This is a genomic window from Roseibium sp. RP-7, from assembly GCF_053005225.1.
This window is the reverse complement of sequence record NZ_JBRKQA010000002.1, coordinates 427,401-442,862: the sequence shown is the minus strand read 5'-3', so window position 1 is coordinate 442,862 and position 15,462 is coordinate 427,401. Positions and strand designations below refer to the sequence as shown.

The following is a 15,462-nucleotide window of genomic DNA, read 5'->3' as shown; positions in this document are numbered from 1 at the left end:
TGCCACCGGCTAGAGCGGAAGTTTTTGCCTGTCGGGTCGTGACCTGCCGGGTTCTTTTTTCCGCTTCTGGAAAAGGAAAATTCCCTAAGCTTATGAAAAAAAACGATAAATTATGTCCTTGTCAAACTGGCACGGCCTTTGCGGAGGAAGGCCGATTATGGGCGTAAGCCCGCGTCGCAGTGCCCGATCTATAAAGAGGACCGCAAATGGGTATTTATGGGGCTATCAACTCGGCTGTCTCCGGACTGGCTGCGCAGGCTACGGCTCTGGAGAATATTTCCGGTAACGTCGCAAACTCGCAGACGACCGGTTACAAACGGCTCGACACGACCTTTTCGGATCTGGTTTCCGGGGGTGGGGCCAAGCAGGCCCAGCAGGTTTCCGGAACCACCTTCGCCACATCCCGCGCCACCAACACCGTGCAGGGTGATATCACGTCGGTCGACGTCGATACCTACATGGCCATCAACGGCGCTGGCTATTTCGTCGTGACCAAGGCGTCCGACGTGGTCGATGGCTCGACCACCTTCGCAGATGAGACCTACTACACCCGCGCCGGTGACTTCGAGCGCGACAAGGAAGGTTATCTGATCAACAGCTCCGGCTATTACCTGCAGGGCTTCCCGCTGGACCCGAACACCGGAAATGCGATCGGCGACAACCCAGCCGTAATCCAGATCGAGAACCAGCCGCTGGCAGCATCCGCAACCACGACTGTGGACTACCAGGCCAACCTTCCACGGGTTCCCGCGACTACCGACTATGATGGCACGGATGAAACCACCGCCCTCCTGAACGCTTCGGTCGGTGCCGGTAACGTTGCCGTTGCAGATGAAACCGACTTCCTGAACAGCTCCATTTCCGGCGGATCCACAACGATCTATAATCAGAACGGTACGGCGATGAACGTCGAAATCCGTTATGCCAAGACCGCGAACTACGATGCTGGCCCGCCCATCGTTGAGGACGCCTGGTCGATGTATATCGGTACTGGCGGCGATGCGACCGATGCCTGGTATGATGTTGGTACCGTCCAATTCGACGATACCGGCGAGATGACGACCCTGACCGCCGGTGCCATGGCCGGTTCCGCAGTGAACGGTACGGGCGACGGCTTTACAATCTCCTCGCTGACCATCGGCGGCACAACGGCAACGGACGTCGAGTTCTCCTTTGCCGACGGCTCCCTGACCCAGTATTCCGACAAGGACGGCAGGGCCAGCTCCGTGTCGCTGGATCCGGATGGCTATCCTGCAGGTGAGCTGATCGGGGTGGCTGTAGACGCTTCCGGCCGAGTCATTGCCAGCTATTCCAACAACCAGCAGCGTCCCGTTTACCAGATCCCGCTTGCGACGTTCGAGGCCGAGCAGGACCTGCAGCGCGTTGACGGTGCCGCGTTTGCGGCAACAGCCGGATCGGGAGACGCGGATCTTTCCGGAGGCGGGCAGATCCTGGCCAAGAAGCTGGAACTCTCCAACGCCGATATCGCGGACGAGTTTTCCAAACTGATCATCACCCAACAGGCCTATTCGGCAAACTCGAGGATCGTCACCTCAGCAGACGAAATGCTCGACGATGCCCTGAATATGGTCCGGTAACACCGCCTAGGCCGGCGGGGCACTGACCCGCCGGCCACCTGGCCTGGTCGCGTATAAGGAAGGAGAAGCCGCCATGGGTCTTACAAGTGCCCTGAATACCGCGGTTTTCGGAATCACCTACAATCAGCGTCAGCTGGACGTCACCGCGTCCAACATTGCGAACGCGGATACGGCCGGCTATTCGAAAAAAATAATTTCGGCGAATGTCTACTTCGACGGCAACGGCAACGTCGCCGGAATGAATGCGACGGAAGTGCGCCGGATTGTCAACGAGCAGATCCAGTCCGACTATTTCAACTCTCTCGCCGACACCAGCTACTCCCGGCAGATTGCGGATTTTACCGACCGTCTGGACGATATCTTCGGCACGATCGACGACAAGAGTTCGTTGTCGTCCCTTGCAGGCAATCTTTCTGCAGCACTTGCCGGCCTGGTAAACGATCCGGGCAACTATGCCGTTCAAAAGGACGTGGTTTCGGCCGCAGAAGCTTTTGCGCGCGAAATCAACTCATCCTATGAGCAGATCGCGGACCTGCGCCAGGAAGCGGACAACGCACTGGCTTCCCAGACAGATAGCGTGAATGGCCTGCTCTCAAGCATCGAAGACATCGACGAGGCGATCCAGAACGCGACCCAGTCCGGTGTTTCGACCGCCGACATGGAAGACGAGCGCGACCGGCTGATTGAGCAGTTGTCCGGTTATATCGATATCGACGTCACCAAGAACGACAACAATTCAATTTCCATCCGCACCGCCAGCGGCGACCAGCTTTACGCAGACGGCCAGGCATCGACGCTGACCTTCGATGCCACGCATCTGCTGCAGCCGGGCCAGGCAGGCAACTCGGTGATGGTGAGAACGCCAGGCGGCACCCAGTTCGATCTCATCGCGTCGTCGAAATCTGGTTCGATGCAGGCAACTGCTGAACTGCGCGATGATATCCTAGTCGAGGCGCAGACACAGCTCGACACGATTGCTGCCGAACTGTCACTTGCCTTTTCCAATGTGAATGTTGAAAGCACAGCTGCGACCGTCGGTCTGGACAGCGGTTTCGATCTCGATGTGTCCGCGCTTCAGCCGGGCAACACGATCACGCTGGATTACACCGACAGCAGCGGCAATCCGCAAACAGTCACCCTCGTGGCCGTGGACGATCCCGCCCTGCTGCCGCTGGACAACTCCGCTACAGCAAATCCGGGCGACACGGTCTTCGGTATCGACATTTCCAGCGGTGTACCGGCAACCTATATCACCAACATCACCGCAGCACTTGCCGGCACCGGTCTTCTTGTCAGCAACGACGGGTCGGACAACCTTCGGGTTCTCGGCGACAACACGGCGCCGACCAGCGTTGAAAGCCTGAGTGCGAATGTCACCGTGACGGCGAATTCCGATCAGGGGCTGGGACTTGCCATCTTCGTTGACCAGAGGGCTGGGACGGACCTCTTCACCGATGCGCTTGAAGGCAGTGGCCAGCGGCTCGGCTATGCCTCCGGAATCAGCGTTAATCCGGATCTTCTGGCCGATAGTGCGCTACTGGTGAACTATCAGACCACGCCGACACCGAATACGACCAACGATCCTGCGCGTGCGCAGTTCCTGTCGGATGCTCTCAGCGTCGGCACGAAACACTATGACCCGGGCTCGGGTATCGGCAGCGCGTCGACACCGTTCCAGGGAACGCTGCTGGGCTTTGTCAACCAGACTGTCGCGTTTCAGGGCAACCAGGCGGAAGACGCAGCCACATATGCGGATTCCAAGGAAGCGCTGACCATGAACCTCGCCATTCGTTACGAGCAGAGCTACTCGGTCGATCTCGACGCCGAACTGGCCTTCATGGTTCAGCTGGAAAACGCCTATGCGGCCAATGCCCGCGTCATGCAGACCATCAAGGATCTCTTCGAAGAGCTCCTGAACATCGTTTAAGGTTGGGTGCGTTATGGCAGTTTCGAATATCACCACCTCCCGGACTTACCTGACCCGCCAGCTCGGCGAGCTCAACGATCTGCTGGCAAGCAAGACAACCCAGCTCGCCAGAGGCAAGGTCGGTACCACATACGGCGAAGTAGGCGACCGCCGGCTTCTGGACATTCAGCTGACCCAGAAAGTCAGCATGATCGAGAGCTACCAGGACACCATCACCATCGCCAACTTGCACCTGCAGACCTCGACCATGTCGCTGGAACGTCTGGAGGATATCCGGCAGGATGCGAAATCCGCGCTCGATACCAACGATTTCGTGCTGCAGGACGACGGGCAGACGCAGACCCAGTCCCGCGCCAAACTGCTGTTGAACGAAGCGCTCAACATCCTGAACACGGAAGTCGCCGGATTTTACGTCTTTGGCGGCACGGATGCCGTTCAGGACCCGGTTGCAAAGATCGATGCCATTCTGGAAGGGGCGAACGGCCGGGACGGGCTGAAAACCGTCATGAGCGAGTATTCCCAGGCAAATCTGGGTGCCGGCAACAATGGCCGCACATCGACCTCCGCGCTGACAACCAACTACGCCGGCCCCGTGCCAACGGATTCCACCTTCACCATTGCCGAAGATGGAGCACATGATTTCGGTTTCGACATCGCATCGGTTGCCTCGACCCTGACAAACGTCGCGATCACCGGGCCTTCGGGCACTGATCCGGACAGCTTCGACGTTCAGTTCACCGGTCAGCCGGAACTTGGCGAGACCATCACGGTGGAATTCTCCCTACCGCCTGATCACAGCGAGACGATCTCCATCGAGCTGACGGCAGCAAACAGCACGGCTGAAGACGGAACCTTCGCGATCGGCGCCGATCTTGAGGAAACGGCGCAGAACCTGCGCGATGCCCTGGAAGCGGAGATCGAGCACCAGGCTCAGACAACCCTTCGCGCCGTGTCGGACGAATGGGCGGCAGAAGAGTTCTTCAGGACGTTCGGCGGGGAAGAGCCGCAGCGGGTCGACGGACCTCCCTTCGACAGCGCAACCGCGCTGATCGGTGGCGGCTCGACGACTGTCGCCTGGTATACGGGCCGCAACACGGCCACCGACGATCCGCGCACGGACAAGAACGCGGTGATCGACAGCAATCTCACGGTCAGCTACGGCGTTCGGGCCAATGAAACACCGCTGCAGGAACTGGTCCAGTCGCTTGCGGCTTTCATTGCCGCGGATTTTTCGGGCGGCTCGACTATCGACGAAGAGTATTACAATACCCTGTCGACCAACCTGCGCACGACCTTGCAGCCGCCAGGTGTCGATCAGTCCGGGATCACCGATATTGCCACGGACATTGCCATCACGCATCGGACAGTGTCGCTGACCGATGACCGGCACGTGCAAATGAAGAGCAGCTACGAAGGCACGATCGCGGATATCGAGGGTATCGACCAGGATCAGGTCGCCGCCGAGATCCTGCAATTGCAGACCAATATCGAGGTTTCCTACAGGGCCTCGTCGATCGTGTTCAATCTGACCCTGTCCGATTACCTCTAGGATCGCACGGAACTTCCGGCTTTTCTCCGGGCGGTCTTCGCTCACTGCTGCCTGGACTGCCGGTCAAGGCCGGGAAAGGCCTTGAAATATTCCCCCTTTGGGGAAACACTCTCCTGGTTGCCTTTCTTCCCGACGGATATCTTCTGGTGTCCAGTTCCAACCGGTTTGCCGCCGGGGCCTTTGGCAACGGCGCGTTCTTTTCATTATCCCTTTTCAAAAAACAGATCGCGGCATACCGCGTAAAGATCGACACCATGGGAGGGAGAGCCGATGTGTCACGTATTTGCCGGACAGGATCCGGAACGCTATGCCAGCCAGACCCGGCGGTTGCGGCTCAACGGACAGAGCACGAGCATCCGACTGGAAAATTCCTTCTGGGCAATTCTGGATCAGATTGCCGCATCGGAAGGGGTGACGACACCACATTTCATCTCGACGCTGCATTCAGAAGTGATCGAACTGCGCGGTGAACCGAAGAATTTCACATCGCTGTTGCGTTGCGCCTGTCTGAAGTTCCTCGAGATTTCGTCGAACCAGCACGCGGCTTCGATTGCCGCTGAATGACATTTTGCGCTGCAGCGCAAGTTTTACCGCTCGCAGTATAAGCATACTACCCGGGCGATAGTTGCCACGCGCTACGCTTCCGTCATGCAAATACAAGCAGAGCGGAGTAACGCGTGGCGAAAGCAATACATTCTATGATCCGTGTTCTGGAAGAGCACAGGTCTCTTTCCTTTTATGAAAAAGCATTCGGGCTGACCGTAGCGGATCGTCTGGATTTTCCCGATTTTACCCTGATCTACCTGCGCAACAGCGACTCCGGCTTCGAGCTGGAACTGACCGTCAACAAGGGGCGGACAGAACCCTATGACCTTGGCGATGGCTATGGGCATCTTGCGTTCAGTGTCGATGACCTCGACAGCGAACACGCACGCTTCGAAGCAGCAGGTCTCAATCCAAGAAAACTGGTCGATTTCGCACCGGCGGGAGACGTCATAGCGCGCTTCTTCTTCGTTGCGGATCCCGATGGCTATCAGATCGAGGTGCTTCAGCGCGGCGGTCGATACGAATGAATTGAATTGAACGGGAGGAGAGCATGAAAACCGAAAACAGTCCGAGAGGTCTGACCAGACGACAGCTTCTGGCCCGGGCGACGGCGGCAGGCGCTGCCTTCGTCACCGGGACCGGGTTTCTGGCAGCAAGGGACGGCGCCTGGGCGACGGAGCTGACGGCACTCAAGCCGGACAGTTTCGCGACGCTGGTGCAGATGGCGCGGGACATCTACCCGCACGACCATGTCGGCGACGAATACTATGTCATTGCCGTCAAGGGATATGACACGCCCGACCACGCCGAGGATATCGAGGCCGGTATCGAGGCCCTGAACGGAGCTGCCCAGGGGAGAGGGCATGCTTCCTATCTTGCGATCGGCTGGGAGCGTGACAGGGCGGACCTGCTGCGGTCCATGGAGGACAGCCCGTTCTTTCAAAGGGTCAGGGGCGGACTGGTAACGGGTCTCTACAATCAAAAAGCAGTCTGGCCGTTGTTTGGCTACGAGGGAGCTTCCTACGAACTGGGCGGCTACATCGACCGGGGCTTCAACGACATCAACTGGCTTTGAGCCTTAGGGAGGAAACCATGGCTGCACCATTTGACCTGAATGACGACACGGTTGTTGTCGTGATCGGAACGGGCGCCGGTGGCGGTGTGCTTGCCAACGAGCTGGCGCAGAAGGGCGTAAGCGTCGTGGCTCTGGAGGCGGGCGGACGCTATCTTCCGGATGATTATGTCAACGACGAGTGGGAAAGCTTCGGACAGCTTGCCTGGGTCGACCCCAGAACCACGTCGGGCGACTGGCGGGTTGCAAAGGACTTTTCCGGCCTGCCGGCCTGGATCGTCAAGGCCGTCGGGGGGACCACCGTTCACTGGGCCGGGGCGTCGATCCGCTTCCAGCCACATGAGTGGAAGGCAAAAACGTCCTACGGCAACGTCCAGGGAGCCAATCTGCTCGATTGGCCGCTGGATGCGGAGGAAATGGACCCCTGGTACACGCTTGCCGAAACAAAGCTGGGCGTGACGCGCACAGGGGGGCGGGCCGGACTGCCGGGCAACAACAACTACCTGGTGTTCGAAAAAGGTGCCAAGGCGCTCGGCTACAAGGAAGTCCATACAGGCCGGATGGCCATCAACTCGGCCGACTACGACGAGCGTATTGCCTGCCAGCAGACCGGTTTCTGTTTTCAGGGCTGCAAATGGGGAGCGAAGTGGTCCGCCGCCTACACGGATATTCCGCGGGGCGAGGCAACCGGAAATCTGGAAGTTCGCGACAAGGCCCATGTCGCACGAATCCTGCACGACGATGCAGGCAAGGTGACCGGGGTCGAATATTTCGACAAGGACGGCAATCTGCAGCTTCAGAAAGCCCGTGTCGTCTGCGTTGCCGGCAATTCCTTCGAAAGCCCGAGGCTGTTGCTGAATTCAGCGTCTTCCATGTTCCCGGACGGTCTTGCCAACAGCTCCGGCCAGGTCGGTCGCAATTACATGCGCCATACCACAGGCTCGGTCTATGCCATTTTCGACCAGCCGGTGAAGATGTGGCGTGGAACAACGATGGCGGGGATCATTCAGGACGAAGCCCGTCACGACCCGTCCCGTGGCTTTGTTGGCGGATATGAACTTGAAACCCTGGCTCTTGGACTGCCGTTCATGGCGGCGTTCCTTGATCCGGGGTCGTGGGGCCGGGAATTCACAAGTGCGCTCGACGGTTACGAGAACATGGCGGGCATGTGGATCGTCGGTGAGGACATGCCTCAGGAAACCAACCGGGTCACGCTCAATCATGATGTGAAGGACAGCTTTGGCCTGCCGGTGGCGAATGTCCATTTCGATGATCATCCCAATGACGTCGCAATGCGCAATCATGCCTACAAGCAGGGAATGGCCATCTACGATGCCGTCGGGGCGACCCGGACCTTCCCGACGCCGCCTTACCCGTCTACCCACAATCTGGGTACCAACCGGATGTCGGAAAATCCGCGGGACGGGGTGGTCAACCGCTGGGGGCAAACCCACGACATTGCCAATCTGTTCGTGTCGGACGGGTCCCAGTTCACCACGGGTGCTGCCGAAAACCCGACCCTGACGATCGTGGCACTAGCCATCCGTCAGGCCGATCATATCGCCCGGGAAATGAGTGCCGGCAATCTGTAGTCCCGTGAGGGCCGGCTTCCGGAAGGCTGGGCTTTCAAAGCCCGGCCAACGCGGAGGTTCTGAATGGATTGCCGGGCTCGCACGGGTCCGGTGCTGAATATCTCATGGCTGCAAATCCTGCCCGCAGCTTGAGGACCCGCTGATCTCCGGTGGAGGCTTCCTCCGTTTCTGCCGGAGGAGGGCAGGTGAACGTTGCAGTCAAGAGAAAGGCCGCCGAGGTTACCCTGGCGGCCTTTCTTGATCTTCTATCGTGTTTTCCGAGGCTGTTCTTGAACCGGCCGCGCCGGGATCAGGACCTCAGACCCTCGGCAATCGAGCGATTGATGCTGATGAGGGTATCGAGCTTGTTTTCGTCGTCAGTCGTCATGACTGTCATGGTCTGCTTGAACACGAACACGCCCAGCGAGGCGATGTTGTTCTTGATGTCCTGAGGCAGTTCGCTTTCAGGACTGGTCGCGGACGTCACGAGAATTGTCCAGAGCTTGCGATTGTACACCAGGGCGTCATCTTTTTCCGCAAGCGAGGAATTTGCCCATTCATCCTTGATCAACTGAAGCCGGGCTGCGGCCTTCATCAGCAGATTCGCTTCCAGCTCCCTCGGTGACATCGCCACCTGGCTTGTTTTCTGGTAAGCCTGCGCTGCCTGTTTGTACATGACTGATCAGCGTCCCTTCGTACTCGATGAGCTTACGTGCTTCTTTCAGTGCTTTATAGAAGGCGCCGGTTAGTATGGCGTTACTAATCCTGGTGACAAAAGGGATCGTACTCGGCGCGGCTTTCACTATGTCATTGACGAGGCTGAAGTAACTCTCCTGTATCTTCTCCAAGTCAGTTGACAGATACATCAGCTGAACGGCCAGGTAGACCCGTTTGGCTGGTGTATCCGCAGTGGCCGGCGTGAGAATATCCTTTTCTCGCAGAATGGGAGCCTGGCCTTCGATAAAGAGGCGAGTGCGTTGATTGTCATTGGTGATAACGCTTTCCCCAATGATAATTCGCTCGCCCGGTTTCAGCTCGACCTTGAGCGCCATTCCGTGACCTCCACGCAGAAGTATCGCTGTGAAACGTTAACGAAATCGTTAACGATTTGCCCCCGATACCTTAATGATAACTGCCGCCGGTGTTAACCGAACAGGCTCAAGACGCTCTGATCTGCCTGGTTGGCCAGAGACAGAGCAGTCGAAGAAAGCTGCTGACGGGTTTGCAGCGCCAGCATGTTAGCACCTTCTTCGTTCATGTCCGCAATAGTTAGGTGGCCAGCGCCAACCTCCAGCGTGTTGATCAGATTTTGGGTGAAATCGGTCCGGATTTCCACAGTCGAAAGAGCCGTACCCATCGAACGGGCCGCATTGCGAAGCTCGTCGAGCGCCGCGTTGATGGCCTGAAGCGTTCGGTCGATATCCGTATCCGACTTGAATTCGGACGGCGCTGCCGTCAGCGACACGATTCCTGTCGTCGATCCGAGCGTCGTTCGGTTGAAGTCGCTGTTGCTGCTGGAAATGTCGAAAGAGACTTCGCCGATAAGGCTGATGCTGCCGCCCGAGAAGGTGGCATCCAGGCCCTTTACGTTGTTGATGAAGGTCACGAGATCGCTGACCGTGGTTTCTTCGTCGATCTCCAGAGAGGCCGGCTCGAAGCCGTTGCCGTCGGTGATCGTGATCGTGTCGCCGGCCTGGAAGCCGCCGGAGGAGACCAGCGTTGCCGTGGAACTGAGAGGAGACACCGTCATCGTGGTCGTTGTGCCGCCGGTGTCGCCACCGTCCGTCGCTGCGCCACCACCGGTGTTGTCCTTGGAAATATAGAGAGGGTTGTCGAGACCGGACGTGATGGTGATGGAGTCCGTGGCTTCGTCAAAAGTGGCGTGCACGCCGTTCAGATCGTTCAATGCGTCCACGTAGTCCTGCACCGTGGTGATGTCGGTACCGACCGTCAGGTTGGTGGTGCCGGAGGAATCCGTGATGCTGACAACGTTGCCGGTTGCCCAGTCGGCGAGGTCCGTCAGATTCGAGGACGCTTGCAGGCCTGACAGGGAAATGGAGGTGGTACCGCTGAAGAGGTTGAAGGACGAGGTGCCGGTGCCTCCGGCATCCAGGTCATCCAGATTGAGACCGTCATCGAGTGAAGTGTCAGTAAAATCTACCGGATTAACGGTCAAATTCGAGGTGCTGTCTTCGTTGAAGATAACTTCCAGCTCGTTGCCGGCACCGGCAAGAAGGTTCTTGCCCTTGTAGCTGGAGTCCCGTGCCATATCCTCGATCTGCTCGAGCAGATCGTTGTACTGGCTGGTGAACAGCTTGCGTTCGTATTCACTGGAGGTCTGCAAGGCCTGGTTCGCGATGGCCTTGGCCGATTCCACCAGTTTGGTGATCGACGTGATGCCCTTGTCCGCTGCCCGGATCGTCTGAACCGCCTGGCCCATGTTGTCCAAGAGGTTGGACAGATCACTCGCGCGGTCGTTCAGGGATTGTGCCGTGAAATAGGAGTTCGGGTTGTCGAGCGCCGTGTTGACCTTCAGGCCCGTTGCCAGGCGCGTTTGCGTGATCGACTGCAAATCCGCCGTCTGTTTCAGCGACAGGAGATTGTCCCGGACAGCACTGGAGAGAACAATATCAGGCATCAGACTTCACCGCTTTCCCTATTCAGGTCTCGCCAAAGGCAACATGCGGGTAATCCAAGTCGAGCATGCACCTTTGCCGTAAATCTAAATGGAAAGTTAATCACTGATGCACGTATTAACGTCCCGTAAATAAAAGTTACCAAAAGGTTTCTTTTAAGATGTTGATTCTCAATGATAAAAAATTTCGGGTTCAGACAGTAATTCACGGCGTAAACGAAAACGGCGGACCAGTGGCCCGCCGTTTCTGATGCTTGTCTGTGAGTCGTGCGTCCGACTGATTCTCTTTGAATTAGAAGAGGGATAGCACGGTCTGGTCCGCCTGGGAGGCGAAGGACAGAGAGGTGGAAGCAAGCTGCTGACGGGTCTGAAGGGCCAGCAGGTTTGCACCTTCCTCGTTGGTGTCGGCCAGGGTCAAAAGACCTGCACCTTCCTGCAGAGTATTGATCAAGGTCTTCGTGAAGTCTTGCCGGATCTCAACAGTCGAGAGGTTGGTACCGAATTCAGAAGCCTGGGACCGCAGGTTTGACAGACTGGTGTTCAACCGGTCTATGACGCGGTTGATGTTCGTATCCGTTGCGAACCCACTGTCTGAGATCGCTTCGATCACGATGCCATCCGTGTCCGCGGTAAAGCCGGAGCTGTTGAAGTCCGTGTTGTCACTGGTCAGCGACAGGTCGGTTTCCGACGTGATGGTGATACGACCGGAGCCGTCATCGAACTTGGCCGAGACGCCGTTGAAGTCGTTGATGAAGTTTTCCAGGTCATCAACGGTGCTGTCTGCTTCAACTTCGAAGGTGCCGAGCTCGTAGCCGTTACCGTCCGTCAGCGTCAGAGTATCGCCAACAGCGAAGGAACCGGAGTCGATCAGGGCATCCGTGGTCGAGGAGAACGCGGTTGCGTCGACGAGGGTGCCTGCAAAGCTCGTGGTCGCAGAACCGTTACCACCGATGTAGAAGTCTTCATCGGAGTAGATGGTCAGTTCGCCCGTGCCGTTGTCGAATTCTGCACGAACACCGGCAATGGCGTTGAGGCCATCAACCAGATCCTGAACGGAAGCCGTCGAGGAAACACCACCGGAGAGCACGGCCGGGTTGGTGGCAGTGTCGTTGACGAAGGACAGGCTCTGGGTCGTGGAGATCAGAGTGGAGTCCGACAGGGTGGAGGAAGTGTTCAGGGCAGAACCGCCTGCATCCTGCAGGGTGATGACGGTCTTGCCGCCCTGCAGCTGCAGGGAAGAGGTTGCACCTTCGCCTTCTGCGAGGTCGGAAAGGTTCAGACCGGTGGACAGTGCGGTGTCGGTGTAGTCGACCGCTTCAATTGTCAGCTTTGAGGTCGCATCTTCGTTGAAGATGGTGGTCAGGTCGTTGCCGTCACCTGCAAGCAGGTTCTTGCCTTTGTACGAGCTGTCCTTGGCGACGTCTTCGATCTGTTCCAGCAGGGCGTTGTACTGTGCTGCGTAGGTTTTACGCTCGTACTGGCTCTGTGTCTGCAGGGCCTGGTTGGCTTTCGCCTTCGCGGTTTCAACCAGATCCGTGATGGTCTGAATGCCTTTGTCCGCGGCTTTGATGGTCTGCAGGGACTGGCCCATATCGTCCAGCAGGGTGCTGAGATCGCCTGCGCGGGAGTTCAGTCCGGATGCCGTGAAGAAGCTGTTCGGATTGTCCAGCGCGGAGTTCACCTTCATGCCGGTTGCCAGCTTGTTCTGGACGCCCGACATCAGGTCTGCAGTGGATTGAAGTGTGAGGAGGTTTTGCCGCACGGCGGCTGACAGCGTAATGTCACGCATCGAATTATCCCTTTCCTGGGTCAAATTTCAACTGCTCTTCCTGAGCAGGTTGGGACCGATCATCGAGCGTTAACCTTAATCAATGGTTAAACGCTTGAAAAATAGGGTTATCAGGAGGTTAACGCCGTTTTGCGCCCTGTCTGAACTGTCAGGACGATTGCCTTCAAGTGCCGATGCAGGGTTCCAAAAAGTGCCAGTGTCTTTACTGCGAGGGCAGGGTGCCAGGTTACCGCGACAGGGATGCAAAGCCCGGAGTTCAGCGGGTTTTGTCCTCGTCGGGTTCTGGCGGGACAGGCAATCTCCAAAAAAATCAATGTGAGGCGTCATGGAGGCCGAAGCCGGCCTTGCATGTTTGCTCTGGCGTCGAGAGAGGGCCCGAGCAGCCATGGCAATTTGAATGAATGGGCGCAGGCTCCGAGCTGCGTTTATATCCACCTGAGCCAGAATCTTAACGATTGGGATCAGGCAAGGCTTTGAAACCGATGTTCGTGAAGAGGGGAGGATTCGGGCTGGGGGCGTGTCTTGGGAGTGAGCTTGGGGAGTGGGGCCGAATATAGATGCGCTTAAAGTTTTCCGCGGGCGCGAACGGCTGGATCGGGAAACGCGCTTGAGGATCCGGAAACAAGAAAAGCGGGCCGTGGCCCGCTTTCCAATGTCGTTCTAACCGAAATGTCTGGCTTAGAAGAGACGCAGAACGTTCTGGTCTGCCTGTGCTGCGAAGGACAGCGAGGTAGAAGCCAGGCTCTGGCGAGTCTGCAGGGCCAGCAGGTTTGCACCTTCTTCGTTGGTGTCGGCCAGCGTCAGCTTGCCAGCACCTTCTTCCAGCGTGTTGATCAGGTTCTTGGTGAAGTCCTGACGGTTTTCAACGATGGAGAGGTTGGTACCGAAGGAGGAAGCCTGCGTTCTCAGGTTCGACAGTGCAGTGTTCAACCGGTCAACTGTACGGTTGATGTCCGTATCCGTCGCAAAGCCACTGTCGGAGATCGCCGAGATGCCGATACCGGTGGAGTTTGCGGTGAAGCCGGAGCTTGCAAAGTCGTCGTTGTCACTGGTCAGCGACAAGTCGGTTTCCGAAGTGATGGTGATGCGGCCAGAGCCAGTGTCGAAGTCAGCGGAGACGCCGTTGAAGTCGTTGATGAAGTTTTCCAGATCATCAACCGTGCTGTCTTCTTCAACTTCGAAGGAGCCGAGCTCGTAGCCGTTGCCGTCCGTCAGCGTCAGAGTGTCGCCAACAGAGAAGGAACCGGAGTTGATCAGAGCATCCGTGGTCGAGGAGAACGCAGTCGCGTCGACGAGGGTGCCTGCAAAGCTCGTGGTCGCAGAACCGTTGCCACCGATGTAGAAGTCTTCATCGGAGTAGATGGTCAGTTCGCCCGTGCCGTTGTCGAATTCTGCACGAACACCGGCAATGGCGTTGAGGCCATCAACCAGATCCTGAACGGAAGCCGTCGAGGAAACACCACCGGAGAGCACGGCCGGGTTGGTGGCAGTGTCGTTGACGAAGGACAGGCTCTGGGTCGTGGAGATCAGAGTGGAGTCCGACAGGGTGGAGGAAGTGTTCAGAGCAGAACCGCCAGAATCCTGCAGGGTGATGACGGTCTTGCCGCCCTGCAGCTGCAGGGATGCGGAAGCGCCTTCGCCTTCTGCCAGGTCGGAAAGGTTCAGACCGGTGGACAGTGCGGTGTCCGTGTAGTCAACAGCTTCAATGTCGAGCTTCGAAGTGGAGTCTTCGTTGAAGATGGTTCTCAGGTCGTTGCCTTCACCTGCGAGCAGGTTCTTGCCTTTATAACCGGAGTCCTTCGCCAGATCTTCGATCTGCGTCAGCAGGTCGTTGTACTGAGCAGCAAACTGCTTGCGCTCGTACTGGCTCTGGGTCTGCAGGGCCTGGTTGGCCTTTGCTTTTGCAGATTCAACGAGCTTGGTGATGCTCGAAATACCCTGGTCGGCTGCCTTCAGGGTCTGCGTGGACTGGCCCATGTCGTCCAGAAGAGTGGACAGGTCGTTTGCACGGGAGGTCAGGCCGGAAGCCGTGAAGAAGCTGTTCGGATTGTCCAGAGCGGAGTTCACTTTTTTACCGGTCGCCAGTTTGTTCTGGACGTCCGACATGAACTGTGCGGTGGACTGAAGGGTGTTGAGGTTCGCGCGAACCGCGCTCGACAGAGTAATGTCGGCCATTTTGTGTCCTTTCTAGGAGTACAAGATACGAGGACCCTTCCTGGGTCCGAGGGACATCTATCGGCGCTTTCTTGTAAGAAGTTCTAAACAAAGATGGTTAGCGTAAATTAACCTTAACAGCCCCCTAAGCCGAGCAACTAAAATCATTGCCAGAAAAAGTTGAGTATATTGTTTTGAAAGACTAATTTTAGCTGAGTAAAGATCTTAACAAGGCGCAGCGAAAGCTTGAAGGATGCCTCTTGCCAGGTGCTCGGGCAGCACAAATTTCCCCTAAAGGCGGTCGGCTTGTCTGAAACCTGACGGATTTGTTAACTCGTGTGCGGAACGAGGCAGGTGAAGGTGTCGAAATCGAGGACGATAGACAGATGCGCCGGCAAGACGCGTTAGGCAGATTGCACGTGGGGTTTGCCAGCAAGCTTTATAGAGCAAGCGTCAGGGGGCGTGAGGAGGCTGTAAGCGATCAGTTCAAAGACCGTGTGGGGGCGAAGCTGAAGGCGTCGCTGGAGGAGGGCAGCAAACCTGCGGGAGAGGATTGAGGAAAGTCGTGCAGGCAGGGGACTGCCAAGGGCGCAGCACAGCCGGGCGCCGCTGGGAAACGGG

At 57.4% G+C, this 15,462-nt stretch carries 12 protein-coding genes; 7 read left to right on the top strand and 5 right to left on the bottom strand.

From position 1 onward, the window contains the following. The first annotated feature begins 206 nt into the window (after nt 1–206). The 7 genes from ACVDG9_RS16720 (at nt 207) to ACVDG9_RS16690 (ending at nt 8,284) form a co-directional block, all read left to right on the top strand. Complete coding sequence (locus tag ACVDG9_RS16720) at nt 207–1,598, top strand: flagellar hook protein FlgE (RefSeq protein ID WP_075284272.1); 1,392 nt, start codon at nt 207–209, stop codon at nt 1,596–1,598. A gap of 73 nt (nt 1,599–1,671) precedes the next feature. After that, on the top strand, nt 1,672–3,525 hold the full coding sequence (flgK, locus tag ACVDG9_RS16715; protein WP_296601898.1) for a flagellar hook-associated protein FlgK: 1,854 nt from the start codon (nt 1,672–1,674) through the stop codon (nt 3,523–3,525). 13 nt (nt 3,526–3,538) lie between these two features. Beyond that, nucleotides 3,539–5,074, top strand: coding sequence for a flagellin family protein (locus tag ACVDG9_RS16710; RefSeq protein ID WP_023000689.1), 1,536 nt, complete (start codon nt 3,539–3,541; stop codon nt 5,072–5,074). A gap of 270 nt (nt 5,075–5,344) precedes the next feature. Next, complete coding sequence (locus ACVDG9_RS16705; RefSeq protein WP_006932702.1) at nt 5,345–5,638, top strand: ribbon-helix-helix domain-containing protein; 294 nt, start codon at nt 5,345–5,347, stop codon at nt 5,636–5,638. A gap of 113 nt (nt 5,639–5,751) precedes the next feature. Beyond that, on the top strand, nt 5,752–6,147 hold the full coding sequence (locus tag ACVDG9_RS16700; RefSeq protein WP_031269183.1) for a VOC family protein: 396 nt from the start codon (nt 5,752–5,754) through the stop codon (nt 6,145–6,147). Between the two features lie 23 nt (nt 6,148–6,170). After that, nucleotides 6,171–6,695 (top strand): twin-arginine translocation pathway signal, encoded by a 525-nt coding sequence (locus tag ACVDG9_RS16695; RefSeq protein ID WP_023000691.1) that lies wholly within the window; start codon nt 6,171–6,173, stop codon nt 6,693–6,695. A gap of 17 nt (nt 6,696–6,712) precedes the next feature. Beyond that, nucleotides 6,713–8,284 carry a GMC family oxidoreductase gene (locus tag ACVDG9_RS16690; RefSeq protein WP_447238511.1) on the top strand — a complete coding sequence of 524 codons (1,572 nt, stop codon included), beginning with the start codon at nt 6,713–6,715 and terminating at the stop codon, nt 8,282–8,284. Nucleotides 8,285–8,573: 289 nt separating this feature from the next. On the opposite strand, the gene flaF is transcribed toward ACVDG9_RS16690, so the two are convergent. The 5 genes from flaF to ACVDG9_RS16665 all read right to left on the bottom strand — a co-directional run bounded on the left by flaF (nt 8,574) and on the right by ACVDG9_RS16665 (nt 14,862). Further along, complete coding sequence (gene flaF, locus ACVDG9_RS16685) at nt 8,574–8,891, bottom strand: flagellar biosynthesis regulator FlaF (protein WP_077292437.1); 318 nt, start codon at nt 8,889–8,891, stop codon at nt 8,574–8,576. Then, nucleotides 8,821–9,315, bottom strand: coding sequence for a flagellar biosynthesis repressor FlbT (gene flbT / locus ACVDG9_RS16680; RefSeq protein WP_006932693.1), 495 nt, complete (start codon nt 9,313–9,315; stop codon nt 8,821–8,823). Before flbT ends, flaF begins: the two co-directional genes overlap by 71 nt. A 92-nt stretch (nt 9,316–9,407) precedes the next feature. Continuing rightward, nucleotides 9,408–10,901 (bottom strand): flagellin N-terminal helical domain-containing protein, encoded by a 1,494-nt coding sequence (locus ACVDG9_RS16675; RefSeq protein ID WP_023000694.1) that lies wholly within the window; start codon nt 10,899–10,901, stop codon nt 9,408–9,410. Between the two features lie 289 nt (nt 10,902–11,190). Further along, the gene (locus tag ACVDG9_RS16670) at nt 11,191–12,687 is read right to left on the bottom strand and encodes a flagellin N-terminal helical domain-containing protein (RefSeq protein WP_023000695.1); all 1,497 of its coding nucleotides are present in this window, start codon (nt 12,685–12,687) and stop codon (nt 11,191–11,193) included. A 678-nt stretch (nt 12,688–13,365) separates the two neighbouring features. Beyond that, the gene (locus ACVDG9_RS16665) at nt 13,366–14,862 is read right to left on the bottom strand and encodes a flagellin N-terminal helical domain-containing protein (protein WP_023000696.1); all 1,497 of its coding nucleotides are present in this window, start codon (nt 14,860–14,862) and stop codon (nt 13,366–13,368) included. Nucleotides 14,863–15,462: the final 600 nt, after the last annotated feature.